The organism is Pseudomonas sp. JV414 (assembly GCF_032424305.1).
Taxonomy (GTDB): Bacteria; Pseudomonadota; Gammaproteobacteria; order Pseudomonadales; family Pseudomonadaceae; genus Aquipseudomonas; species Aquipseudomonas lini.
Genome location: NZ_VYKC01000004.1, coordinates 171,712 through 197,448 on the forward strand (window position 1 = coordinate 171,712; position 25,737 = coordinate 197,448).

21 protein-coding genes are annotated in these 25,737 nt (G+C 58.1%); 5 read left to right on the forward strand and 16 right to left on the reverse strand.

Features of this window, described 5'->3' with window-relative positions; all coding sequences use genetic code 11:
• Positions 1-153: 153 nt before the first annotated feature.
• From rfbA to mtnA, 14 genes are all read right to left on the reverse strand, one after another.
• The gene (gene rfbA / locus F6R97_RS07940) at positions 154-1,041 is read right to left on the reverse strand and encodes a glucose-1-phosphate thymidylyltransferase RfbA (protein WP_315866367.1); all 888 of its coding nucleotides are present in this window, start codon (positions 1,039-1,041) and stop codon (positions 154-156) included.
• Complete coding sequence (rfbD, locus tag F6R97_RS07945) at positions 1,038-1,931, reverse strand: dTDP-4-dehydrorhamnose reductase (protein WP_038982165.1); 894 nt, start codon at positions 1,929-1,931, stop codon at positions 1,038-1,040. The genes rfbA and rfbD overlap by 4 nt, the downstream gene beginning before the upstream one ends.
• Positions 1,928-3,004, reverse strand: coding sequence for a dTDP-glucose 4,6-dehydratase (rfbB, locus tag F6R97_RS07950; RefSeq protein WP_038982164.1), 1,077 nt, complete (start codon positions 3,002-3,004; stop codon positions 1,928-1,930). Before rfbB ends, rfbD begins: the two co-directional genes overlap by 4 nt.
• A 226-nt stretch (positions 3,005-3,230) precedes the next feature.
• Positions 3,231-3,470 carry a LapA family protein gene (locus F6R97_RS07955; RefSeq protein WP_038982163.1) on the reverse strand — a complete coding sequence of 80 codons (240 nt, stop codon included), beginning with the start codon at positions 3,468-3,470 and terminating at the stop codon, positions 3,231-3,233.
• Between the two features lie 24 nt (positions 3,471-3,494).
• Positions 3,495-3,791 (reverse strand): integration host factor subunit beta, encoded by a 297-nt coding sequence (gene ihfB / locus F6R97_RS07960; protein WP_007899751.1) that lies wholly within the window; start codon positions 3,789-3,791, stop codon positions 3,495-3,497.
• 150 nt (positions 3,792-3,941) lie between these two features.
• Positions 3,942-4,220, reverse strand: a complete 279-nt coding sequence (locus tag F6R97_RS07965; protein WP_038982162.1) for a hypothetical protein — start codon at positions 4,218-4,220, stop codon at positions 3,942-3,944.
• Between the two features lie 435 nt (positions 4,221-4,655).
• Positions 4,656-6,347, reverse strand: coding sequence for a 30S ribosomal protein S1 (gene rpsA, locus F6R97_RS07970; protein ID WP_030128738.1), 1,692 nt, complete (start codon positions 6,345-6,347; stop codon positions 4,656-4,658).
• A gap of 120 nt (positions 6,348-6,467) precedes the next feature.
• Positions 6,468-7,157, reverse strand: coding sequence for a (d)CMP kinase (gene cmk / locus F6R97_RS07975; RefSeq protein ID WP_038982161.1), 690 nt, complete (start codon positions 7,155-7,157; stop codon positions 6,468-6,470).
• On the reverse strand, positions 7,154-9,361 hold the full coding sequence (locus tag F6R97_RS07980) for a bifunctional prephenate dehydrogenase/3-phosphoshikimate 1-carboxyvinyltransferase (protein ID WP_038982160.1): 2,208 nt from the start codon (positions 9,359-9,361) through the stop codon (positions 7,154-7,156). The genes cmk and F6R97_RS07980 overlap by 4 nt, the downstream gene beginning before the upstream one ends.
• 28 nt (positions 9,362-9,389) lie before the next feature.
• The gene (hisC, locus tag F6R97_RS07985; protein ID WP_050682115.1) at positions 9,390-10,502 is read right to left on the reverse strand and encodes a histidinol-phosphate transaminase; all 1,113 of its coding nucleotides are present in this window, start codon (positions 10,500-10,502) and stop codon (positions 9,390-9,392) included.
• Between the two features lie 12 nt (positions 10,503-10,514).
• Positions 10,515-11,609, reverse strand: coding sequence for a prephenate dehydratase (gene pheA, locus F6R97_RS07990; RefSeq protein ID WP_007899727.1), 1,095 nt, complete (start codon positions 11,607-11,609; stop codon positions 10,515-10,517).
• Positions 11,609-12,694 carry a 3-phosphoserine/phosphohydroxythreonine transaminase gene (serC, locus tag F6R97_RS07995; RefSeq protein ID WP_315866368.1) on the reverse strand — a complete coding sequence of 362 codons (1,086 nt, stop codon included), beginning with the start codon at positions 12,692-12,694 and terminating at the stop codon, positions 11,609-11,611. The genes pheA and serC overlap by 1 nt, the downstream gene beginning before the upstream one ends.
• Before the next feature lie 287 nt (positions 12,695-12,981).
• Complete coding sequence (gene gyrA, locus F6R97_RS08000; RefSeq protein ID WP_038982157.1) at positions 12,982-15,651, reverse strand: DNA gyrase subunit A; 2,670 nt, start codon at positions 15,649-15,651, stop codon at positions 12,982-12,984.
• A gap of 445 nt (positions 15,652-16,096) precedes the next feature.
• Positions 16,097-17,173 (reverse strand): S-methyl-5-thioribose-1-phosphate isomerase, encoded by a 1,077-nt coding sequence (gene mtnA, locus F6R97_RS08005; protein WP_038982156.1) that lies wholly within the window; start codon positions 17,171-17,173, stop codon positions 16,097-16,099.
• Positions 17,174-17,282: 109 nt separating this feature from the next.
• On the opposite strand from mtnA, the gene F6R97_RS08010 reads away from it, so the two are divergent.
• The 5 genes from F6R97_RS08010 to F6R97_RS08030 all read left to right on the forward strand — a co-directional run bounded on the left by F6R97_RS08010 (position 17,283) and on the right by F6R97_RS08030 (position 22,209).
• Positions 17,283-18,617, forward strand: coding sequence for a TRZ/ATZ family hydrolase (locus F6R97_RS08010; protein WP_050682114.1), 1,335 nt, complete (start codon positions 17,283-17,285; stop codon positions 18,615-18,617).
• Positions 18,618-18,674: 57 nt separating this feature from the next.
• Positions 18,675-19,373 carry a bifunctional 2-polyprenyl-6-hydroxyphenol methylase/3-demethylubiquinol 3-O-methyltransferase UbiG gene (gene ubiG, locus F6R97_RS08015; RefSeq protein WP_038982154.1) on the forward strand — a complete coding sequence of 233 codons (699 nt, stop codon included), beginning with the start codon at positions 18,675-18,677 and terminating at the stop codon, positions 19,371-19,373.
• A gap of 4 nt (positions 19,374-19,377) precedes the next feature.
• A complete protein-coding gene (mupP, locus tag F6R97_RS08020; protein WP_315866369.1) occupies positions 19,378-20,049 on the forward strand; it encodes an N-acetylmuramic acid 6-phosphate phosphatase MupP in 672 nt (223 codons plus the stop codon).
• Between the two features lie 117 nt (positions 20,050-20,166).
• Entirely contained in the window at positions 20,167-20,907 is a 741-nt protein-coding gene (locus tag F6R97_RS08025; RefSeq protein WP_315866370.1) for a YciK family oxidoreductase, read from the forward strand.
• A 375-nt stretch (positions 20,908-21,282) separates the two neighbouring features.
• Positions 21,283-22,209: a GGDEF domain-containing protein gene (locus F6R97_RS08030; RefSeq protein ID WP_038982152.1), complete on the forward strand. Its 927-nt coding sequence runs from the start codon at positions 21,283-21,285 to the stop codon at positions 22,207-22,209.
• Positions 22,210-22,349: 140 nt separating this feature from the next.
• On the opposite strand, the gene F6R97_RS08035 is transcribed toward F6R97_RS08030, so the two are convergent.
• Entirely contained in the window at positions 22,350-23,111 is a 762-nt protein-coding gene (locus F6R97_RS08035) for a TenA family transcriptional regulator (protein ID WP_390176088.1), read from the reverse strand.
• Between the two features lie 77 nt (positions 23,112-23,188).
• A complete protein-coding gene (locus F6R97_RS08040) occupies positions 23,189-25,648 on the reverse strand; it encodes an EAL domain-containing protein (protein WP_315866371.1) in 2,460 nt (819 codons plus the stop codon).
• Positions 25,649-25,737: the final 89 nt, after the last annotated feature.

Sequence of the window (25,737 nt, forward strand, 5' to 3'; positions counted from 1 at the left end):
AAAAATGCTCAGCGAACGGAGCAGTAAATTCTGTCGGCCATTCTACAGGTAGCATCGCAAATTAATAACTCAGGCGCCGACCGGTGAAATGAAATCACTTGAAAAACATGAACATGCTATCAAAAAGGCATCACGCTTCTGCATTGATCAACCTCAGCGGGAATGCGTTTCCAGCAGCTTTTCCAAGTATTGACCATAACCAGTCTTCCCGAGACGCTCTGCTTGAGCTGACAACTCGGCTGAGGAAATCCACCCGTTGTTATAAGCAATTTCTTCCAGACAAGCCACCTTCAAGCCTTGACGCTTCTCGATGGTATGCACGAAGTGGCTAGCCTCGAGCAGCGAATCGTGCGTACCGGTATCCAGCCAGGCAAAGCCGCGACGCAGCATTTCGACTCTCAGTGATTTCTGTTCAAGATAAACACGATTTATGTCAGTGATTTCCAGCTCACCACGGGCGGACGGCTTGATATTTTTAGCGATCTCGACAACTTGGTTGTCGTAGAAATATAAGCCGGTCACCGCATAGCTGGACTTTGGATTCAGCGGCTTTTCTTCGATGCTCAACACCTGACCACTTGCGTCGAACTCCACCACGCCAAAGCGTTCCGGGTCAGACACGTGATAACCGAAAATGGTCGCGCCGTGAACCTGACTGCTGGCGGTGCGCAGATGCTCCGCAAACTGACCATAAAAAATATTGTCACCCAGTATCAGACAGCAAGGATCCTGGCCAATGAACTCTTCGCCGATAATGAAGGCTTGTGCCAAGCCGTCCGGACTAGGTTGTTCGGCGTAGGTCAGGTTGATACCGTAAAGAGAGCCATCTCCTAACAGCTTTCTGAAGTTAGGCAAATCCTCAGGCGTGGAGATAATCAGAATTTCACGCATTCCAGCGAGCATCAGCACCGACAGCGGATAAAAGATCATCGGCTTGTCGTAGATCGGCAGCATCTGCTTGGACACGCCGAGGGTCAATGGGTGCAGACGAGTGCCCGAGCCGCCAGCGAGGATGATACCTTTACGATTTGTCGTGGTCATTTATTCAGGACTTCCATAAGCATTCGGGTGACACCACTTTGCCAATCCGGCAAATAAAGAGAAAAATTGTCACGCAGTTTCTGAGTGTTCAACCGGGAATTCAGAGGGCGGCGCGCCGGTGCTGCATAAGCGCTCGCGTCTATCGGATTGATCACCTTGACGGCAAGCTCTTCGCCATTGGCCTTGGCAAAATCGATCACATGGCTGGCATAACCGTGCCAGGACACCTCGCCACTGGCCGCCAGATGATACAGGCCAGCCAGATCAGGACGCTGCAAGACCTGCCGAATGGCCAGCGCCGTCACGTCGGCAATCAAATCTGCACCGGTCGGGGCACCGATTTGGTCGACAATGACGCTCAGGGTGTCGCGATCCTTGGCCAGACGCAGCATAGTCTTGGCAAAATTATTGCCACGAGCGCCATAGACCCAACTGGTGCGGAAGATCAGGTGTTTGCAGCCCGAAGCAGTAATCGCTTGCTCGCCGGCCAGTTTGCTGACGCCGTAGTGATTCAGCGGGGCAACGGGATCTGTCTCTTGCCATGGTGTCAGCCCTTCACCATTGAACACGTAGTCGGTCGAATAGTGAATCAGCCAGGCACCCAGGGATGCAGCCTCTTCAGCCATCACCTGGCTTGCCTGACCATTCACAAGGTCGGCCAAGCGAGTCTCGGACTCAGCCTCATCCACAGCGTTGTAAGCGGCAGCGTTGACAATAATGTCAGGTCTCACCTGACGGATAGTCGTACGCAGTGCGCCAAGGTCAGACAGGTCGCCGCTCAAGCCATCAACCGAGTGACGATCCAGCGCAATCAACTCGCCAAGTGGCGCGAGCGAGCGTTGCAGCTCCCAACCCACCTGGCCGTTTTTTCCCAACAGGAGGATTTTCATGCCTTGTCCGAACGACCCGTGTAGTTCTGGTCGATCCATTGCTGGTAGCTGCCGCTCTTCACGTGAGCCACCCATTCAGTATTGTTGAGATACCACTCGACGGTCTTGCGGATACCGGTTTCAAAAGTTTCTTCCGGCGTCCAACCCAGCTCGCGCTGGATTTTGCTGGCGTCGATGGCGTAGCGCTGGTCGTGGCCCGGGCGATCCTGAACGTAGGTGATCAGGCTGGCATGTGGACGATGAGCGGAATCTGGACGCAGTTCGTCGAGCAGTGCGCAAAGGGTATGCACCACTTCGATGTTTTGCTTCTCGTTATGGCCGCCAATGTTGTAGGTCTCGCCGATCACGCCTTCAGTCACGACTTTGTAGAGCGCGCGGGCGTGGTCTTCGACGTAGAGCCAGTCACGGACCTGGTTGCCTTTGCCATAAACAGGCAGCGGCTTGCCTTCCAGTGCATTGAGAATGATCAGCGGGATCAACTTCTCGGGGAAGTGGCAGGGACCGTAATTATTCGAGCAGTTGGTAACCAGAGTCGGCAGGCCATAGGTGCGGCTCCAGGCGCGAACCAGGTGATCGGAGCTGGCCTTGCTGGCCGAGTACGGCGAGCTTGGTTGATACGGAGTGGTTTCGGTGAAGAGGTCTTCCGGACCTTCGAGGTCTCCGTAGACTTCGTCGGTGGAAATATGGTGGAAGCGGAAGTTGGCTTTGCGTGCATCATCCAGTGCCGACCAATAATGGCGTGCAGCTTCCAACAGGGTATAAGTGCCGATGATGTTGGTCTGAATGAATTCAGACGGGCCGGAGATCGAGCGGTCAACGTGGGACTCTGCGGCCAGGTGCATGACGGCATCCGGCTGGTGTTCACGCAGGACGCGGTCCACTTGGTCACGGTCGCAGATGTCGACGCGCTCGAACACGTAGCGCGAGTTCTGGCTAATTTCGGCCAACGACTCAAGATTACCGGCATAAGTCAGTTTATCGACATTAACGACAGAGTCGTTAGTGTTGGAGATGATATGACGAATGACTGCCGAGCCGATAAACCCGGCGCCGCCGGTTACTAGAATTTTCACGCGAAACCATACCCTTGAGTTGCTGACAGGGCCGTCAACCGAGCACTGTCTAATCCATGAATGCAAAAGCCATCAAGTCAGCCGTGGCTTCTGACAGAGTCAGTCCGAACCGATTCAGGAACGCCCTATCGACCAAGCGCAGCATTTTACAGCTTAATGAAGGTTTTACTAATGGATATGGACAAGCCATGGCGCAAATTCGACGCGTACAACGGGTTTATCGCTATCAGACAAGGTGTTTGCGTGAGGCCCTGGACGTACGTCCCAGAAACCAGCCGAGAATCGGACCGATCACCATGCCAATCAGCAGCGCAATCACCATGACCAGCGATACTGGCAACTGCGGGCCCGCCCAGCCCAGGAACAGCAGTGACACGCCTTGCTGGTTCTCAAGTACGAACGCCAGGATCGCGAGAACGAGCAACAGGACAAATACAGCGAGAAGTACGCGCTTGAGGTTACGCATCAGTGGTTCCTTGAAGTGCAGCTGTCAAAGCCCCTCCTCCTCTTCCTCGTTCACGCGATCGCGCAGTTCTTTGCCTGGCTTGAAATGCGGAACGAACTTGCCGTCGAGGCTGACGGACTGACCGGTTTTCGGATTGCGGCCTACGCGCGGCGCGCGATAGTGCAGGGAGAAGCTGCCAAACCCACGGATCTCGATTCGATCACCGGTGGCCAGACATTGGGACATTTGCTCAAGCATGGTCTTGATGGCCAGCTCCACATCCTTGGATGAGAGCAGCCCTTGATGGGTGACAATTCGTTCGATCAACTCCGACTTCGTCATATTTTTCCCTTCTTTTTCAAGCAGCTAGGAAAAGCGCTTCAAAGGTTTTAGCATGCCCGGAGAAATTTGAACAGCCCGAGTTTTGACATATCTTTCCCTGCAATGAGGCGCCCGATTTCAGACTATCGGAACATTGCTCAAACCCGGCATTCATCTACAGATAACCAGCATGGTGCGCGTCAGATAACCCGCGGGATTGAAGCCAAAAGGAAATCCATCTTCCTCCTTCGCATCATCGGACCTTACGACGACTTTATAGCCTGCGCCCTTACATTCCCTGGCGGCTCGCTTGTGACACTTTTCCCATCCGGAGCCCAATCCTGAACAATCGATCTCTATACCACTGACTCCGCGCACCGCATGAGTCTTGGCGCTGGTGGTACAGCCTGCCAATGTCAGTACTGCTATCACGACAATGAGCTTGTTCATTCACGTCCTTATGCCGGGCGCATTGCCCAGCGGTCGTTCACTTCAGACTAAGCCTAGCCTTGAATACACGATTGACCTGTATGAAGTTACAGACAGCTTATGTAGATCATTGGTTTCACGAAAGAAATAAGGCGGCGCCAGCCCTACTGCCAGCCTGCTAAGCGAGCAAACCGCTTTTCGTAGAAGCCAGGCTTGCCGTAATGCCAGTCAGTTAGGCGCGATCCATGTGGGAGCGGGCTTGCCCGCGATGGCGGCGCGTCAGTCAACATCAACATTGAATGTGCCGGCCTCATCGCGGGCAAGCCCGCTCCCACAGGTTCCGCGCTTAACAGACTTGCCTCTTAACTGACCGGTATTGCCCCCCCCTGGGCTCACCAAATCGCAGACACAAAAAAGGGCGACCGAAGTCGCCCTTTTTCTATGGTCTGACAGAACTTAGTTCTGTTTTTCCATTTGTGCACGCAACAGGTCGCCCAGAGTGGTAGGACCAGCAGCGATGCTATCCGAAGGCTTGTCTTTCAAGCTTTGGATGGCTTCTTTCTCGTCTTCAACGTCTTTCGACTTGATCGAGAGCTGGATTACGCGGCTCTTGCGGTCAACGCTGATGATCTTGGCTTCTACTTCTTCGCCTTCTTTCAGAACGTTACGCGCGTCTTCAACGCGGTCACGGCTGATTTCGGAGGCTTTCAGAGTCGCTTCGATATCGTCGGCCAGAGTGATGATGGCGCCTTTAGCGTCAACTTCCTTCACGATGCCTTTAACGATGGCGCCTTTATCGTTCTCTTGAACGTACTCGGAGAACGGATCGCTTTCCAGTTGCTTGATACCCAGGGAGATGCGCTCGCGCTCTGGGTCAACCGACAGGATAACGGTGTCCAGCTCGTCGCCCTTCTTGAAGCGGCGAACGGCTTCTTCGCCCACTTCGTTCCAGGAGATGTCGGACAGGTGAACCAGACCGTCGATGCCGCCGTCCAGACCAATGAAGATACCGAAATCGGTGATCGACTTGATGGTGCCGGAGATTTTATCGCCCTTGTTGAACTGGCCAGAGAAATCTTCCCATGGGTTAGATTTGCACTGCTTGATGCCGAGGGAGATACGACGACGCTCTTCGTCGATGTCCAGAACCATAACTTCCACTTCGTCGCCGACTTGTACGACTTTCGAAGGGTGGATGTTCTTGTTGGTCCAGTCCATTTCGGAAACGTGTACCAGGCCTTCAACGCCTTCTTCCAGCTCAGCGAAGCAGCCGTAGTCGGTCAGGTTGGTTACACGAGCGGTAACGCGAGTGCTTTCTGGGTAACGGGCTTTGATAGCAACCCATGGATCTTCGCCCAGTTGCTTGAGGCCCAGGGAAACACGATTGCGTTCGCGATCGTACTTCAGAACCTTGACATCGATCTCGTCGCCAACGTTGACGATTTCGGAAGGATGCTTGATACGCTTCCAAGCCATGTCGGTAATGTGCAGCAGGCCATCGACGCCACCCAGATCGACGAATGCGCCGTAATCGGTGAGGTTCTTGACGATACCTTTGACTTGTTGGCCTTCCTGCAGGGATTCCAGCAGAGCTTCACGCTCGGCGGAGTTCTCGGCTTCGAGGACGCTGCGACGGGAAACGACAACGTTGTTGCGTTTCTGGTCGAGTTTGATGACCTTGAATTCCAGCTCTTTGCCTTCCAGGTGCGTGGTATCGCGCACTGGACGGACGTCAACCAGAGAACCTGGCAGGAACGCACGGATGCCGTTAACGTCGACAGTGAAGCCGCCTTTAACCTTACCGTTGATAACGCCCTTGACCACTTCTTCGGCTGCGAAGGCTGCTTCCAGAACAATCCAGCATTCAGCGCGCTTGGCTTTTTCACGGGACAGCTTGGTTTCACCAAAGCCGTCTTCAACCGAGTCCAGAGCAACGTGAACTTCGTCACCGACGTTGATGTTCAGTTCGCCAGCGTCGTTGTAGAACTGCTCAAGCGGGATGAGTGCTTCAGACTTCAGGCCAGCGTGAACGGTTACCCAGCGAGCTTGGTAATCGATATCAACGATAACACCGGTGATGATGGAGCCTGCCTGAAGGTTCAGGGTTTTTAGGCTTTCTTCAAAGAGTTCCGCAAAGCTTTCGCTCATTTTAATTCCTGTTGATGAGGGCGAAGAATACGCCCATCTCCACACCCCAGACGGTGTGGGTTAGTTTCATTTAAAAGAAGCCACCGCAGGACTATGACTGGTCCCCTGCGGCCTTCTTGGTCACCCGGCGATATCGCGAATGGCGATCTCGCTCATGATGCGTTCCAGCACCTGATCGATGGATAATTCCGTGGAATCCAGCTGTATGGCGTCAGCCGCCGGTTTGAGCGGGGCTACCGCTCGCTGGGTGTCACGCTCATCGCGTGCACGTATCTCATCTAGCAGACTCGACAGACTAACACCATCGACTTTGCCCTTCAACTGCAAGTATCGACGGCGCGCACGCTCCTCGGCACTGGCGGTCAGGAAAATCTTCAACGGTGCGTCGGGAAATACCACCGTGCCCATGTCGCGACCATCGGCCACCAGACCCGGTGATTCCTGAAAGGCCCGCTGGCGCTGAAGCAGCGCCTCACGAACGGCGGGCAACGCAGCGACTTGCGAGGCGCCCGAGCCGATACTTTCGGTACGAATGACATCGCTGACTTCGTCGCCTTCCAGAATAATGCGCTGCAGTTGACCGTCGGTCGCCGCGATGAATTGCACATCCAGATGAGCGGCAAGCTTTTTGAGCAACTCCTCATTCGTCAGATCGACGCCATGGTTATGCGCCGCGAAAGCCAGCAATCGATAAAGCGCACCGGAATCCAGCAAGTTCCAGCCCAGGCGCTTGGCCAGCATCCCGGCGACCGTGCCCTTGCCAGAGCCGCTTGGCCCATCAATGGTGATGACCGGTGCGATGATTTTCACGACTGAGCCTCTTGTGCAACACGGATACCGACCTGCGCGCACAGCGCGAGGAAGTTCGGGAACGAGGTCGCGACGTTGGCGCAATCATGAATGCGGATGGGGGCAGTGGCGCGCAAAGAAGCCACGCTGAAGGCCATGGCAATCCGGTGATCGCCGTGACCATGCACTTCGCCGCCGCCGATCTGGCCGCCGTCGATGATGATGCCGTCCGGGGTTGGCTCGCACTTGACGCCCAACGCCAGCAGACCATCTGCCATCACCTGGATCCGGTCCGACTCCTTCACGCGCAGCTCTTCGGCGCCACGCAGCACGGTGCGCCCTTCGGCACATGCCGCGGCCACGAACAGCACCGGGAACTCGTCGATAGCCAGTGGGACCAGCGCCTCAGGGATCTCTATACCTTTGAGTTTAGCTGCCCGTACGCGCAGATCCGCTACCGGTTCGCCGCCGACTTCACGCTGGTTTTCCAGGGTGATGTCAGCGCCCATCAGGCGCAGGATGTCGATCACACCGGTGCGGGTCGGGTTGATGCCGACGTGCTCAAGCACCAGCTCCGAACCTTCGGCAATCGACGCGGCCACCAGGAAGAACGCCGACGACGAGATATCGCCCGGCACTTCAATGTGGGTCGCGGTCAGCTTGTGGCCGGACTCGACCGAGGCAGTCGCGCCGTTGACGGTCACCGGGTAGCCGAAGCCGCGCAGCATGCGCTCGGTGTGGTCGCGAGTCGGTGCCGGCTCGGTGACGGTGGTCTTGCCTTCGGCATACAGACCCGCCAGCAACAGGCAGGATTTAACCTGGGCGCTGGCCATTGGCATGGTGTAAGTCAGGCCCTTGAGCTTGTTGCCGCCACGAATGGTCATCGGCGGACGACCTTCAGCAGCGGTCTCGATCACGGCGCCCATTTCGCGCAGCGGATTGGCCACGCGATTCATCGGACGCTTGGATAGCGAGGCGTCGCCGGTCAGCGTGCTGTCGAAGTTCTGCGCAGCCAACAGGCCAGACAGCAGACGCATCGAGGTGCCGGAGTTGCCCAGATAGATCGGGCCCGGCGCAGGCTTCAGGCCATGCAGGCCGACGCCGTGGATGGTCACACGACCGTGGTGCGGGCCTTCGATAACGACACCCATGTCGCGGAAAGCTTGCAGGGTCGCCAGAGCGTCTTCGCCCTCGAGGAAACCTTCCACTTCGGTGACGCCTTCGGCCAGGGAGCCAAGCATGATCGAACGGTGGGAAATCGATTTGTCGCCCGGTACACGAATCCGCCCAGTCAGGCGGCCACCAGGTTGTGCCAGGAAAATCAGATCGTTGGAATTCATAGCGTCCACATAGGCCCGGCGGGCCAGGATTTTACTGAAATGCTCGCGGGCAACCCGGGCGCGAGTGAACACGCCCAACAATTGGTGCCCATCCCCTGCATCGACCGCGTCGCGCAAGGCGTCGAGGTCGCTGCGAAATGTATCGAGTGTGCGCAGGACAGCTTCGCGGTTGGCGAGGAAGATGTCGTGCCACATGACCGGGTCGCTACCGGCGATTCTTGTGAAATCGCGGAAACCGCCCGCAGCGTAACGGAAGATCTCAAGATTTTCATTGCGTTTGGCCAACGAATCGACCAAACCGAACGCCAGCAAGTGCGGCAAATGGCTGGTCGCCGCCAACACTTCGTCGTGACGCTCGACCTGCATGTGCTCGACGTCGGCACCCAGTTCGCGCCACAACCGGTCGACCACTGCCAACGCGGCCGGGTCGGTCTGATCCAGCGGCGTCAGAATGACTTTATGGCGACGGAACAGCTCGGCATTGGAGGCTTCTACCCCGCTCTGCTCGGAACCGGCAATCGGATGCCCCGGCACGAAACGCGCCGGCATGCCACCGAACGCCTCGGTCGCCGCGCGCACCACATTGCCCTTGGCGCTGCCGACGTCGGTCAGAATTGCTTGCCCCAAATCCATGCCCGCCAACAGTGCGAGCAACTTCTCCATGGCCAGGATCGGCACCGCCAGCTGAATCACGTCAGCGCCCTGGCAAGCCGCCGCCAGGTCCTCTTCGCAACGATCCACCACGCCCAACTCGACCGCCAGCTTGCGCGACTGCGGGTCGAGATCGACCCCGACCACTTCGCGGCACAGACCGCTTTCACGCAAGCCTTTGGCAAACGAACCGCCGATCAACCCCAGGCCGACCACCACCAGGCGACCGATCATAGGTTGAGCAGATTGCAGTGCAGTGACATCAACCACGAGCCATAACCTTGGCCAGCGCCTCGAGGAAGCGGCTGTTTTCAGCCGGCAAACCGATGGTGATACGCAGATGGTTCGGCATGCCGTAGTTGGCCACCGGACGCACGATCACACCTTCACGCAGCAACCCCTCGAACACTGGAGCCGCAACGCGACCCAGATCGACACAGATGAAGTTGCCTTTGGATGGAATCCAGCTCAACCCCAGGTCGCGGAAACCCGCTTGCAGCTGCTGCATGCCGGACTCGTTCAGGCGACGGCTTTCGGCCAGGTACTCGACGTCTTGCAGCGCTGCACAAGCGGCGGCCAGCGCAAGGCTGTTGACGTTGAATGGCTGACGCACGCGATTCAGCACATCGGCGACGATGGCCGAGGACAAGCCGTAACCGACCCGCAGCGACGCCAGGCCATAGGCCTTGGAGAAGGTGCGCGAAACCAGCAGGTTCGGGTAGGCCGCCAGATAGTCCAGGCCGTCGGGCAAGTCGCTGCCTTCGGCGTATTCGATGTAGGCCTCGTCCAGCACCACCAGCACATGGGCCGGTACGTCTTGCAGGAATTCATCCAGCGCTTCGGCGTCGAACCAGGTCCCGGTCGGATTGTTCGGGTTGGCAATGAACACCACGCGAGTATCGGCATCGATCGCGGCCAGCATGGCCGACAGATCATGGCCCCAGTCTTTGGCCGGGATCACTTTTGCCTGGGCGCCAACGGCCTGGGTCACGATCGGATAGACCGCAAACGCATGCGCGCTGAATACCGCGTTCAGGCCTGGCGCCAGATAGGCACGCGCCACCAACTCCAGAATGTCGTTGGAGCCGTTGCCCAACGTCACCTGGTTCAGTTCGACGCGGCACTGATCGGCCAGCAGGGTCTTGAGCGCAAAACCGTTGCCGTCCGGATAGCGGGTCAGCTCGGTGAGCGCTTCGCGAATCGCTGCCAGCGCCTTGGGACTGGCGCCCAACGGGTTTTCGTTGCTCGCCAGTTTGACGATATTGGCCGGATCGAGATTCAGCTCACGGGCCAGCTCGTCCACGGGCTTGCCCGGAACGTAAGGCGAAAGTTGTTGCACGCCCGGCTGTGCCAGAGCGAGGAAGTTGCCACTCATTTGCTACCGCCCTTAGAGAACTGCTTTCGGGTAGGAACCCAGCACTTTGAGTGCTACTGCTTCCTGACTGATCTTTTCCAGTACACCTTTGACCAGTGGGTCGCGGTGGTGGCCGACGAAGTCGATGAAGAACACGTAGGTCCATTTACCGCTGCGCGACGGACGGGTCTCGATGCGCGTCAGGTCGATGCCGTTGTCGTGGAACGGCACCAGCAGCTCGTGGAGCGCGCCGGGCTTGTTGCTCATGGAGACGATGATCGAGGTCTTGTCGTCGCCGGTCGGCGGTACTTCCTGGCTGCCGATCATCAGGAATCGCGTGGAGTTGTCCGGACGATCCTCGATTTTCTCGGCCAGACGAGTCAACCCGTACAGACCAGCGGCCATGTCGCCGGCGATCGCCGCCGAGTTCCACTCACCCTTGACCCGTTTGGCCGCTTCGGCGTTGCTCGAAACCGCCACGCGCTCGACATTCGGGTAATGGGCGTCCAGCCACTTGCGGCACTGGGCCAGGGACTGGGCGTGGGAATAGATGCGGCTGATGCTGTCGGTCTTGGTGTTTTCACCGACCAACAGGTGATGGTGAATACGCAGCTCGACTTCACCACAGATCACCATGTCGTGTTCGAGAAAGCTGTCGAGAGTGTGGTTGACCGCGCCTTCGGTGGAGTTTTCCACCGGGACCACGCCAAAGTTCACCGCACCGGCAGCGACTTCCCGGAACACTTCGTCGATCGCTGCCATCGGCTTGCTGATCACCGCGTGGCCGAAGTGCTTCATGGCCGCAGCCTGAGTGAAGGTACCTTCAGGGCCGAGGTACGCCACTTTCAGCGGCTGCTCGAGGGCCAGGCACGAGGACATGATTTCGCGGAACAGCCGCGCCATCTCTTCGTTGCCCAGCGGCCCCTGGTTACGCTCCATCACACGCTTGAGCACCTGAGCTTCACGCTCAGGACGATAGAACACCGGCACTTCGCCTTCGGCCAGCGAGGCCATCTTTACTCGCGCAACTTCCTGGGCGCAACGTGCGCGCTCACTGATCAGCTCCAGGACTTTTTCGTCCAGAGCATCAATGCGCAGGCGCAGTGCCTTGAGTTCTTGCTCAGACATTAACCGTGTTCCTTCTCGAACTCTGCCATGTACGAAACCAGCGCGTTGACCGCAACGATATCGACGGCGTTATAGATGGAGGCACGCATGCCGCCCACGGAACGGTGGCCCTTGAGGTTCAGCAGGCCGCGTTCGTCGGCGCCGGCCAGGAACGGCTTGTCGAGACGATCGTCAGCCAGACGGAACGGCACGTTCATCCACGAGCGATCCGACTTGTTGATCGGGTTGCTGTACAAGCCGCTGGCGTCGATAAAGTCATACAGCGTGCGCTGCTTCACTTCATTGAGCTTGCCGATGGCTTCGACACCACCCTGCTCTTTCAGCCACTCGAACACCAGACCGGACAAGTACCAGGCCAGGGTTGGCGGGGTGTTGTACATCGAACCGTTATCGGCCGCGACCTTGTAGTTGAGCATGGTCGGGCAAATGGAACGGGCGTGACCGAGCAGGTCTTCGCGAACGATGTTCACGACGACGCCGCTCGGGCCGATGTTTTTCTGGGCGCCGGCGTAGATCATGCCGAAGCGCGAAACATCCACCGGACGCGAGAGAATGTCCGAGGACATGTCGGCGACCAGCGGTACATCACCGATTTCCGGGATCCATTGGAACTCCAGGCCGCCAATGGTTTCGTTCGGTGCGTAGTGAACGTAGGCGGCGTCTTTCGACAGGCTCCATTCGTTCTGACCGGGAATAGCGAAATAGTCGTAAGGCTTGGCGGTGGCGGCAACGTTGACGTGGCCGTAGCGCGAGGCTTCTTCGATAGCTTTCTGCGACCAGATACCGGTGTCGATATAGTCGGCAGTGCCGCTTTCCGGCAACAGGTTCAGAGGAATCTGAGCAAATTGCTGGCTCGCGCCACCTTGCAGAAACAGCACTTTATAGTTCGAGGGGATATTCAGCAGATCACGCAGATCCTGCTCGGCCTTGGTGGCAATGGACACGAACTCATCACTGCGATGGCTCATTTCCATGACCGACAGGCCCTTGCCGTGCCAATCAAGGAGTTCACCCTGGGCGCGCTTCAGGACAGCTTCGGGAAGCGCCGCAGGACCGGCACAGAAGTTATAGGCTCTCTTGCTCACATCCAATCTCGCTCTGATTTGGTGGTATCACGCAATAAATCTGTGAATCTGTAAATCGGTAGGTGGATCTGTAAACCTGTAGGAGCTGTCGAGCGAAGCGAGGCTGCGATCTTTTCGTTCTGCCCGCCAAGACAAGAGCGACGGCAAGATCAAAAGATCGCAGCCTCGCTTCGCTCGACAGCTCCTACGGTCCTACGGTCCTACAGCCCTACATTTAAAACAATTCCATAGTTCCTGAGGGACAAACAACAAGGGGGCGAATCTTCATCCGCCCCCTGCTTGCCCGCTTACTCTTGCGGCTCTTCGTCAGCGGCGGCGTCGAGTTGCTGGTCTTCGGCAACGTCGTCGATCACGACTTCACCGTCAAACACTGCACCCTCTTCACCTTCGAGCCCTTCGCCTTCCAGCTCCTCGCCTTCGACTTCCGATGGCTCTTGAACCCGCTCCAGGCCTACCAGCGTTTCATCGCTGGCCAGCTTGATCAGGGTCACGCCCTGGGTGTTACGACCCAGGCTGGAGACTTCGTCGACACGAGTACGAACCAAAGTACCCTGGTCGGAAATCAGCATGATTTCCTCGCCGTCGAGCACCTGAACCGCGCCGACCAGACGGCCATTACGGTCGTTGCTGACCATGGCGATAACGCCCTGACCGCCACGCTTGTACTCAGGGAACTCGGTGATCGCGGTGCGCTTGCCGAAACCACGCGCCGAAGCGGTGAGGATCTGGCTGCCTTCTTCCGGGATCAGCATGGAGATCAGCTTCTGGCCTTCCGGCAGACGCATACCGCGGACACCGCGAGCGGTACGGCCCATGGCACGAACGTCGGTTTCCTTGAAGCGAGTCACCTTGCCGCCGTCCGAGAACAGCATGACTTCACGCTCGCCATCGGTAATGGCGGCAGAGATCAGTACGTCGCCTTCGTCCAGTTCCAGCGCGATCAGGCCGACGCTGCGTTGACGGCTGAAGGATTCCAGCGGGGTCTTCTTCACGGTGCCTTTAGCAGTGGCCATGAAGATGAAGTGACCTTCGGTATATTCCTCGACCGGCAGCATGGTGGTGATGTATTCATCACTGTCCAGCGGCAGCAGGTTGACCAGCGGACGACCACGGGCAGCGCGGGACGCCTCCGGGATTTCATAGGTTTTCAGCCAGTACACTTTGCCTTTGCTGGAGAACAGCAGCAGCGTGGTGTGGCTGTTGGCGACCAGCAGGTGAGCGATGTAGTCCTCATCCTTGACGCCAGTGGCCGATTTGCCTTTACCGCCACGACGCTGAGCCTGGTACGCAGCCAATGGCTGGGTCTTGGCGTAGCCACCGTGGGAAATGGTCACGACGCGCTCTTCTTCCGGGATCATGTCGCCCAGGGTCAGGTCGAGACGGGCATCGAGAATCTCGGTGCGACGCACATCGCCGTATTCGGCGCGGATCACTTCCAGCTCTTCGCGGATCACTTCCATCAGGCGCGTGGCGCTGCTGAGGATGCGGATCAGCTCGCCGATCTGGTTGAGGATCTCTTGATACTCGGCCAGCAGCTTTTCGTGTTCCAGACCGGTCAGACGGTGCAGACGCAGTTCCAGAATGGCTTGCGCCTGTTCCGGCGACAGGAAGTACTTGCCCTCGCGCAGACCGTATTGCGGGTCCAGAGTCTCTGGACGGCACGAATCGGCACCGGCACGCTCAACCATCGCAACCACGGCGGAAGATTCCCACGCAGTCTTGATCAGTGCTTCCTTGGCTTCCGACGGCGTTGGCGAGGCCTTGATCAGGGCGATGACCGGGTCGATGTTCGACAAGGCAACCGCTTGACCTTCGAGAATGTGGCCACGTTCACGCGCTTTGCGCAGTTCGAACACGGTACGGCGGGTAACCACTTCGCGACGGTGACGAACGAACGCTTCCAGCAGGTCCTTGAGGTTCAGGATCCGCGGACGGCCGTCAATCAGCGCGACGATGTTGATACCGAACACCGCTTGCAGCTGGGTCTGGGCGTAGAGGTTATTGAGGATCACCTCAGGCACTTCACCGCGACGTAATTCGATCACGACGCGCATACCGTCCTTGTCGGACTCGTCGCGCAGCTCGGTGATGCCTTCGAGCTTCTTCTCTTTGACCAGCTCGGCGATCTTCTCGATCAGACGCGCCTTGTTCAGCTGGTAAGGGAGTTCGGTGATGACGATCTGCTGGCGACCACCGACCTTGTCGATGTCTTCGATCATCGAGCGGGCACGCATGTAAATGCGCCCGCGACCGGTGCGGTAGGCTTCGATGATGCCGGCGCGACCGTTGATGATCGCGGCGGTCGGGAAGTCCGGACCAGGGATGTATTGCATCAGCTCATCGACGGTCAGTTCCGGGTTGTCGATGAGTGCCAGGCAACCGTCGATGACTTCACCGAGGTTGTGCGGCGGGATGTTCGTCGCCATGCCCACGGCGATACCGCTGGAGCCGTTGACCAGCAGGTTGGGAATACGGGTCGGCATGACCGCCGGGATCATTTCGGTGCCGTCGTAGTTCGGCACCCAGTCCACGGTTTCTTTGTGCAGGTCAGCCAGCAGCTCGTGCGCCAGCTTGGTCATGCGCACTTCGGTGTATCGCATGGCCGCGGCGTTGTCGCCGTCCACCGAACCGAAGTTGCCCTGACCGTCTACCAACAGGTAACGCAGCGAGAATGGCTGCGCCATCCGAACGATGGTGTCGTACACCGCGGTATCACCGTGAGGGTGATACTTACCGATCACGTCACCGACAACACGGGCAGATTTCTTGTACGGCTTGTTGAAGTCGTTGCCCAGCTCGCTCATCGCGAACAGCACACGCCGGTGCACGGGCTTCAAGCCATCGCGCGCATCCGGCAGTGCCCGCCCGACAATCACGCTCATCGCGTAGTCGAGGTAGGACTGCTTCAGCTCGTCTTCGATATTGACCGGGAGGATTTCTTTGGCCAGTTCGCCCATGAGAAGCCTGATTCCTTTTTCTGGTGAAACTTCGTCACATCCATATGGGACGAACGAAGCTCGCCGATGCAGACTGAGTGCCATGCACCGACTTACGACAAATCAACGAGTTATGCCATGGATCTGCGCAGTAAAGGCAGCCACATCAGGCTACCCTGGAAACCGCCGGATGTTATCACAAGAGCCGCCACGCACCTATCCCCCAGATGCGCATGGAGCATAGTTAGTTGACCGGTGACAGGCTTGAAAGGGACGAGAGGGGCTTAGAGCCGTGTTGAATGGAGAATCAGGGGCCTGATCAGCGATATTTGTTGACTGTCAGGGCCTCTTCGCGAGCAAGCCCGCTCCCACATTGGATCGGTGTCGGTACAAATTCTGCGACCGACTCGGCCCAATGTGGGAGCGGGCTTGCTCGCGAAGGCAATTTATCAGACGCCAAAGAGCCCTAATGCAACCGCTTACGGCACATCAACTGCGCCATTTTCGCGGTATCCGGCCGTTCGACGATGCCTTTTTCGGTAACGATCGCGTCGATCAGATCCGCAGGCGTGACGTCGAACACCGGGTTGAACGCATCGACATCCGCCCCCACCCGCTTGCCGCCAACTTCCAGCAACTCGCGGCCGTCGCGCTCTTCAATGGGGATCTCGTCACCACTGGCCAGGTTCATGTCGATGGTCGAACTCGGTGCCACCACCATGAAGCGCACGCCGTGGTGCATGGCGTTGACCGCCAGTTGGTAGGTGCCGATCTTGTTTGCCACATCACCATTGGCGGTAATGCGGTCGGCGCCGACGATCACCCAGGTCACGCCCTTGGTTTTCATGATATGCGCAGCGGCGGAATCGGCATTGAGGGTCACGGGAATGCCTTCATTGGCCAATTCCCATGCGGTCAAACGCGAACCTTGCAGCCACGGACGGGTTTCATCGGCATAGACGCGCTCGACCATACCCTCGATGAAAGCCCCGCGAATCACCCCCAGCGCCGTGCCGAAGCCGCCGGTGGCCAGTGCGCCGGTGTTGCAGTGCGTCAGGATCGCCTGGGCGTTGCCCTGATGCTTGCGGATCAGGTCCACACCCAATTGGGCCATGGTCAGGTTGGCTTCGCGATCACTTTCGTGGATGGCGATGGCTTCGGCTTCCAGCGCCGCCAGAGGGTCTGCGTCTTCCTTGAGGCGGTCCAGGCGGTCACGCATGCGACTCAAGGCCCAGAACAGATTAACCGCTGTTGGACGGGAATCAGCCAGTAACGCGTAATCCTCTTCCCACGCCGCCTGCCAGTCACCGCCCTCGGCAATTCGGGCGCGGGCTGACAGCACCATGGCATACGCCGCACTGATGCCAATCGCTGGCGCGCCGCGCACCACCATCGAACGAATAGCCTCAGCCACACCCGCAGCGCTGGTGTAGGCGATCCAGGTTTCCTCGAACGGCAAAATACGCTGATCCAGCAGATGCAGGGCACCATCACGCCAATCGATGGCCTTCACCTTCTCCGCAGCCAACAGTCGATCGCGCATCCAATTACCCCGCACTCATGAACAAAAGCCGCCGATTATAGCGATCCCCCCGCGAAGGCGCTCGGGTATACTTCGCCATCCTTTACAAAAGCACTGGAACCGACTTTCGATGCCGACCCCCACCGCTGCGCTCGACCTGTTATTGCTGCCGACCTGGCTGGTACCCGTCGAACCGGCTGGTGTGGTCCTTAAAGAGCATGCCCTGGGCATCCGCGACGGTCGTATCGTATTTATCGGCCCGCGCGCAGCAGCCTTGAAGTTTAACGCAACCGAAGTCCGCGAATTGCCGGACATGTTGCTCGCCCCCGGGCTGATCAATGCTCACGGGCATGCGGCAATGACGCTGTTCCGCGGGCTGGCCGATGATCTGCCGCTGATGACCTGGCTGGAAAAGCACATCTGGCCGGCCGAAGCTAAATGGGTAGACGAAGCGTTTGTACGCGACGGCACTGACCTGGCCATTGCCGAGCAGATCAAAGGCGGCATCACCTGTTTCTCCGACATGTATTTCTTCCCGAAGGTCGCCAGCGAACGCGCCCATAACAGCGGCATTCGCGCCCAGATCGCCATTCCGATCCTCGATTTCCCGATTCCAGGCGCCGCCACGGCGGATGAAGCCATTCGTCAGGGCGTTGAATTATTTGGCGATCTCAAACATCACGAGCGGATCAAAATCACTTTTGGGCCCCATGCACCCTACACCGTGGGCGACGAAACCCTGGAAAAAATCCGGGTGATCGCCGAAGAGCTGGACGCCTCGATTCATATGCACGTCCATGAAACCGCTTTCGAAGTGCAGCAGTCGGTCGAGCAGCGTGGCGAACGCCCACTGGCCCGCCTTGGCCGCCTGGGCCTGCTCGGGCCGCGCCTCCAGGCCGTTCACATGACCCAGATCAGCGATGAAGACCTGGTGCTGCTGGTAGAAAGTAACACCAATGTGATTCATTGCCCGGAGTCGAACCTGAAGCTGGCCAGCGGTTTCTGCCCGGTCGAGCGCTTGTGGCAAGCCGGAGTCAATGTGGCGGTCGGCACCGATGGCGCGGCCAGCAATAATGACCTCGACCTGCTCGGCGAAACCCGCACCGCTGCGTTGCTGGCCAAGGCCGTCGCCGGCTCCGCCACCGCGCTGGACGCCCATCGCGCCCTGCGCATGGCCACGCTCAATGGCGCGCGCGCACTGGGAATCGACGCAGAGACGGGTTCGCTGGAAGTCGGCAAAGCGGCGGACATCGTCGCATTCGACCTGTCGGGCCTGGCACAGCAACCGGTCTACGACCCGGTTTCGCAACTGATCTACGCCACTGGCCGCGACTGCGTGAAACACCTTTGGGTCGCCGGCAAGCAACTGCTCGACGACCACCGCCTGACCCGTCTGGATGAGGCGCAGCTGTGTGCCACTGCCAAGGCCTGGGGCAGGCGCATCAGCGGCCATACCGAATTGTAAGCACCCTGGACCGAAACCGGGGCAACAGGATTTTTCAAGTTTTAGAGGACTGACACCATGAGCAACGTCGACTACGCCGAAATCGCCAAATTCGAAGCCCTGGCCCATCGCTGGTGGGACCGCGAAAGCGAGTTCAAACCGCTGCACGACATCAACCCGCTGCGGGTCAACTGGATCGACGAGCGCGTCAATCTGGCGGGCAAGAAGGTCCTCGACGTCGGTTGCGGCGGAGGCATCCTCAGCGAAGCCATGGCCCAGCGCGGCGCGACCGTGATGGGTATCGACATGGGCGAAGCGCCGCTGGCGGTCGCTCAACTGCATCAGCTGGAATCCGGCGTGAGCGTCGAGTACCGGCAGATCACCGCCGAAGCCCTGGCCGAAGAAATGCCCGAGCAGTTCGACGTGGTGACATGCCTGGAAATGCTTGAACACGTGCCAGATCCGTCGTCAGTGATCCGCGCCTGTTTCAAAATGGTCAAACCGGGTGGCCAGGTGTTCTTCTCCACCATCAACCGCAACCCGAAGGCCTATCTGTTCGCCATCGTCGGCGCCGAATACATCATGAAGTTGCTGCCGCGCGGCACCCACGACTTCAAGAAATTCATCCGCCCTTCGGAGCTTGGCGCCTGGAGCCGCATGGCCGGCCTGACCGTCAAGGACATCATCGGCCTGACCTACAATCCGTTGACCAAGCATTACAAACTGGCCTCCGACGTGGACGTCAACTACATGATCCAGACCCTGCGCGAGGAGTAAGCCGATGCGTATCAGAGCAGTCCTTTTCGACATGGATGGCACCCTGCTCGACACCGCGCCGGATTTCATCGCCATCTGCCAGGCGATGCGCGCTGACCGTGGTTTGCCGCCGATGAACACTCAACACATTCGCGATGAAATTTCCGGTGGTGCCAAGGCGATGGTCGCTGTGACCTTTTCAATGGACCCGGAGTCGCCGGGGTTCGAGGAACTGCGTCAGGAGTTTCTCGACCGCTATCTCAAGGATTGCGCGGTCCACAGCCATCTGTTCGACGGCATGGCCGAGGTGCTGGAGAAAATCGAAAAGGCCAACCTGATCTGGGGCGTGGTCACCAACAAACCAGTGCGTTTCGCCGAGCCGATCATGCAGCAGTTGGGCCTGGCCGAACGTTCGAAAGTGCTGATTTGCCCTGATCATGTGAAGAACAGCAAACCGGATCCGGAGCCGTTGATCCTGGCGTGCAAGATGCTCGAACTGGACCCGGCCAGCGTGCTGTTTGTAGGCGATGACCTGCGGGACATCGAGTCCGGCCGCGATGCCGGCACCAAAACCTGCGCGGTGACCTACGGTTATATTCACCCGGACGATAACCCGAAGCACTGGGGCGCGGACGTGGTAATCGATCATCCGCTGGCGTTGCTAGAGGTGCTGGATAACGCTTTGTGCAGTTGCTGATTCAAATCAAAAGATCGCAACCTGCGGCAGCTCCTACAGGAGACCGCGATCGGCGTAGGAGCTGCCGAAGGCTGCGATCTTTTTCGGCCCTGTTAACGGATTATGTTGAGGTTTTTTATGTTTGATTATTCCGCCCGTCCTGAATTGCTCAAGGACCGGGTCATCCTGGTCACCGGCGCTGGCCGTGGCATCGGCGCTGTCGCTGCAAAAACCTATGCCGCCCACGGTGCCACCGTGCTGTTGCTGGGCAAGACCGAAGCCAACCTGACTCAGGTCTACGACGAAATCGAAGCAGCCGGCCATCCACAACCGGCCGTGATTCCGTTCAATCTGGAAACCGCGCTGCCTCATCAATACGATGAACTGGCAGCCATGATCGAGACCGAATTCGGCCACCTCGATGGCTTGCTGCACAACGCCTCGATCATCGGTCCCCGGACACCCATCGAGCAGCTGTCCGGTGAGAACTTCATGCGCGTCATGCACGTCAACGTCAACGCCATGTTCATGCTCACCAGCACCCTGCTGCCACTGCTCAAGCTGTCTCAGGACGCCTCGGTGGTATTCACCTCCAGCAGTGTCGGTCGCAAGGGTCGTGCTTACTGGGGCGCGTACGGCGTTTCCAAGTTTGCTACCGAAGGCCTGATGCAAACCCTGGCCGACGAAGTAGACACAGTCGCACCGGTGCGTTCCAACAGCATCAACCCCGGCGCCACCCGAACCAGCATGCGCGCTCAGGCCTACCCCGGCGAAAACCCGCTGAACAACCCGACACCCGAGGAGATCATGCCGGTCTACCTTTACCTGATGGGTCCGGACAGTACCGGCATCAATGGCCAGGCGTTCAACGCTCAGTAACGCCCGTGCGTCGCTTTTCTGCCGCGACGGCTTCCCGCCGCGGCACTCAAACCCGATGGTAACTACCCCCGCTACAAGTCAAATAAATGTCATCGCCCTCCGTAATCCCCCTCGTATAACCTTCCAGTATTTTGATTTTTAAAGCTTTTTATTCGACTGAACCGAATGGCACGACTTTCGCTCTAATTTTGTTCAGACACGCCGTGTGAAAGCAGACGAGGCGGAGCTTGAGCCGAGAGGTTACTAATCTTCGGCAAAGCGGACTAAACTCGTGCCAAATGTCCTACGGGACTGATGGACCAGTAATGACGCGCAGCCCAAAGCCGCTCTCACCCAGCCTGTAAGACAGCCTTACTGCTTAGGGGCTCACGCCATATGAAATCACCTTCCCAGACCAACGCAATTGACTTCGACAGTGCCAAATTGCAACGCCTGGGCTTTGGTCAGCAGCCTCCCCTCCTGGAGCGGCCCGTCAGTCTTGCGCAGTTGCGCCAAACGCTGGGCCTGCAACTGCAAACCAGTCTTGAGCCGCAACGCATTCTCGGACTTTTCTTCCGTGAAATTCAGCGCCTTGTGCCACTGGATGCCCTGAGTTACGAGCATCAGCCCAGCGACTTGCGCCTGCAATTCGGCGCGCGGGGTCACCATTCAATCAGCTACAGCCTCAGCCATGAAGGCGAGCAATTGGGTGAGCTGGTGTTCCGTCGCAATCAGCGTTTCAGCGAACAGGAACAGGGCAACCTGGAGTCACTGTTGTCGACCCTGCTCTTCCCCATGCGAAACGCCCTGCTCTACCGAGCGGCAACCCAAAGTGCATTGCGTGATCCGCTGACCGATACCGGCAACCGCATCGCCATGGATCAGACGCTGGAACGGGAAATCGAGATGTCGCGTCGACACTCGCAGCCCCTGTCGCTGCTGATGTTGGACATCGATCACTTCAAACACATCAACGACACCTATGGGCACAGTGCCGGCGATGAAGTGCTGAAGGCCGTCGCAGCCTCGATCAAAAACCAGTTGCGCAACGTCGACATGGTGTTCCGGTTTGGTGGCGAAGAATTCCTGATTCTGCTTTCCAACACCAGTCGGGAAGCTGCAGCCATGGTCGGTGAAAGACTGCGGTTTGCGGCGCAAGCTCAGGACTATGAGGCAGAGGGCAAGATGATCGAGCTGACGGTGAGCATCGGTTGCTCGACGCTGCTACCCGGCGAGTCTGCCGAGAGTTTGTTGCGACGGGCCGACAGTGCGTTGTATGTGGCCAAGCGCGCGGGGCGTAACCGACTGGCGATGGCGGGCTGATATTTCAGCAACGCTGTATAACCCATGTGGGAGCGGGCTTGCTCGCGAAAGCGGTCTGACATTCAGCAACTCTGTTGAATGTTAAGCCGTCTTCGCGAGCAAGCCCGCTCCCACATTTGGTTTGCGTTGCTTTCAGAGGATCAGCTTTCGGCCAGCTCCATCCGCTCACGGGCTACCGGGGTTTTCACCGCCAGTTCCAACTGCATGCAACGTTCCAGGAACAGATACATGTAGTCGTAACTTTTGCAGACAGCCTGGCGCAATTCCACTTGCAGCGCTTTGCTCGGGTTCATACCCGCCAGGGTGCAGATGATTTCCAGCGCTTCCCATGGATGGGCGTCGTCATACTGGGCGTGCATCTTCAACCACTTCATGGCCCGCTTGCGATCTTCCTCGGGGAACGCTGCCGCGTAGACGCCACTGGAACAGACCAGTGCCGACCACTCCCCTGTCGCACCCTCGATGGCGTAGTTGGTGGCGGCGATGGCCACGATCAGCGAATCCGACGAACTGGTGTGCCAGCACCAGTGGCTCAAGGCGTGAAGCTCAGGGGCCACCTGTTGGGCTTGCAGATCTTCCAGGCTGATACCGTGAGCACGACTCCAATGCACCCAGTAATCGGCATGGTTCAATTCGACGCGAATGTTGCGCATCAGCCAGCGACGCGCCATGTCTTCGCCAGGGTGGCGCGCAAAACGGGTCTTGGTCAGGTTCTGTGCCATGTATAAAGCGAACTGTTCGACCACCGGCCAGCCACCGATAAGGTACTGACGCATGGTTTTTGCGCTGAGTTTGTTATCTCGCATGCGTTGATACAGTTCGTGTCCGACAACCCGGCGCTTGCTCTCGCTGCAATCCTGGATCAGTTGCTGAGCCCAGGCGGGGTAACTTGCAGCTTCCATGAGTGGTCCGGTTCTGTTGAATGTGTCGATCACTGTCGCGCTCCTTTTGATTGTGATTTTTTAGATCAACAAGAGTTTCAACGGAACGTGCCCGGCGCCTTGAACAACAAAGGTCGGGGCCGGGCAGGACGACTTTGCAAACTATCCCAGGTAAACAGATGCGGGCGTTCAATCACATACCCTTGAGCGTAATCCACCCCGATCTCCAGCAATGCCTGCTCGATCTGAGGTGTTTCAACGAACTCGGCAATCGTGCGCTTACCCATGACATGACCGATGTGATTGATCACTTCGACCATGGCGCGGTTAATCGGGTCGTCCAGCATATCCTTTACGAAACTCCCGTCGATCTTCAGGAAGTCTACAGGTAAATGTTTCAAGTAAGCGAATGAGGACATACCGGCGCAAAAGTCATCTAGCGAAAAATGACAACCTAAACCTTTGAGTTCATTGATAAATCTAATTGCACTACCCAGATTTGCAATCGCGCTGGTTTCTGTAATTTCAAAACAAATCATTTCGGGTGGAATTGAATATGCAACAAACTGTTCACGAAGGAAGTCCAGAAACGCCTCATCTCCGATAGTAATACCTGACAGATTTATCGCACACATGGCCAACGACTCTTCGCGCTCTTGCGCAATGCATTGGGCAATGACTTTGAAAACGTTCTCCACTACCCAACGATCAATCGACGTCATCAAACCGTAACGCTCGGCGGCCGGAATGAAACTGTCCGGCAGAATCATGCGCCCTGCTTCGTCATGCAGGCGCAGCAGGATTTCGATATGCCCGCGGTCCTGCTCGTCAGCGCCAAGGGGCGCGATTTCCTGGGCGTACAGGCAGAAGCGGTCTTCTTCCAACGCTACGTGCAGGCGCTGCACCCAGGCCATCTCGCCAAAGCGCAGGGACAGTTCCGAGTCGTCGGCGTGATAGACCTGAACCCGGTTGCGGCCCTTTTCCTTAGCCATATAACAAGCCATGTCAGCGGCCCGCAGCGAAGCTTCGAGCGTGGCCGGACTCTGGGCCACATGCACCAGCCCGATACTCACGGTGGTCACGAACGGCCGGCCTTTCCAGACAAAATGCAGGTTCTGCACGGTCTGGCGCAGGCCTTCGGCGATTTTCTCGGCCGCTTCCGGCGCGCAATTTTCCAACAGAATGCCGAACTCGTCGCCACCCAGTCGGGCCAGGGTGTCGCCTTCGCGCAAACCTGATTGCAACAACGCACAGATATGTCGCAACAGCTCGTCGCCCGCCGCATGACCGCAGGTGTCGTTGACCAGTTTGAATTGATCCAGGTCGAGAAACATCAAGGCGTGACGCCCCACCTGGCGCGTAAGGTTATGCAGGGCCTGTTCGAGGCGATATTCGAATTCGCGGCGGTTGGCCAGCCCGGTCAGGGCGTCATGGGTCGCCTGCCAGGACAGATTGGCGATGTACTGCCGCTCCTGAGTCATGTCGTGCAGCACCAGCACGGTGCCGCTGACCTTGCCCGCGTTGCGGATCGGCGCGCCGACCAGAGTGACCGAAACCGTGCTGCCATCCAGGCGCTGGATCAGTTTGGAATGCTCGCTGCCACCGCTGAGCTGACCGCTCAAAATGTGCTCGATCAAGGTAAAACCGTCGGCCTGAGCGTTCTCGTCCAGCAGATTGAACAGCGCAGCCAATGGCAACCCCGCCGCCTGTTCAGCCTTCCAGTGAGTCAAGGCCTCGGCGGCCGGATTCATATAGGCGATCGCGCCCTCGACGTCCGTGGTGATCACCCCATCGCCAATCGATTGCAGAGTGATCTGTGCCCGGTCTTTCTCCAATTGCAAGGCATCGGCGAAGGCATGGCGCTGCTTGAGCAGCTTATGAGTGCGCATCAGGGCCAACACAATCAAACCCAGCGCGGTGGCGAGGTTCGTCACCAACAGCAGCCGGAGAATCACCCGCGAGCCTTCGCCCAAGGCGTCGCTGAACGCTTTGGCGGCAGGCGTCACGCCTTCGTTGATGGTAAAAATCTGCTCCTTCCAGCGCTTGATGTCGGCATCGGTGGCCTGGCTATCGGCAATGCGCTGGCGCATCTCCCGCGCGACGTCATCGAGTTGCACCAGGTACGCGTCACCGACCGTCCAGAGGTCGATGGCTTTTTCAAGGTAGCTGAAGTGCCGGAAATTGAGGTACAGCCAAATCACGCTGGAGACGTCGTCAGGGTGGTTGCCACCCTTGAGAATCGCGATCCGCGCCGCCTCGATATTCGGTGGCTGATGATCCAGCGCCAGACGCAATTCATGACCACCCTGAGGCACCGCAATCGCGTTCTGGTATTTGAGAAAGATCGTTTCGTCGTGACTGTCGGCGTAGAGATTGAGGTAATAGATGGCGTCTTTCTGGCCCTTGGACCACAGACTTTCACCGCCAACGTAGCCGCGAACCGCCGAAAGAACGTAAAGACTGACGCCTCCCAACAATGCCTGAAATAACACGACGGCGATAAAAGGCCAGACGATGCCCAACAACCGAGGGGTTCCGAGAGTCCTTTTTTGCTTCATGAGGTCCCTTGTCTTGACACTGCTCGATCGTCGTCCGGACGAAAACGCTACCGCTAGACTAGGATGGGTTCTCACTCTAGGCAAGCCGG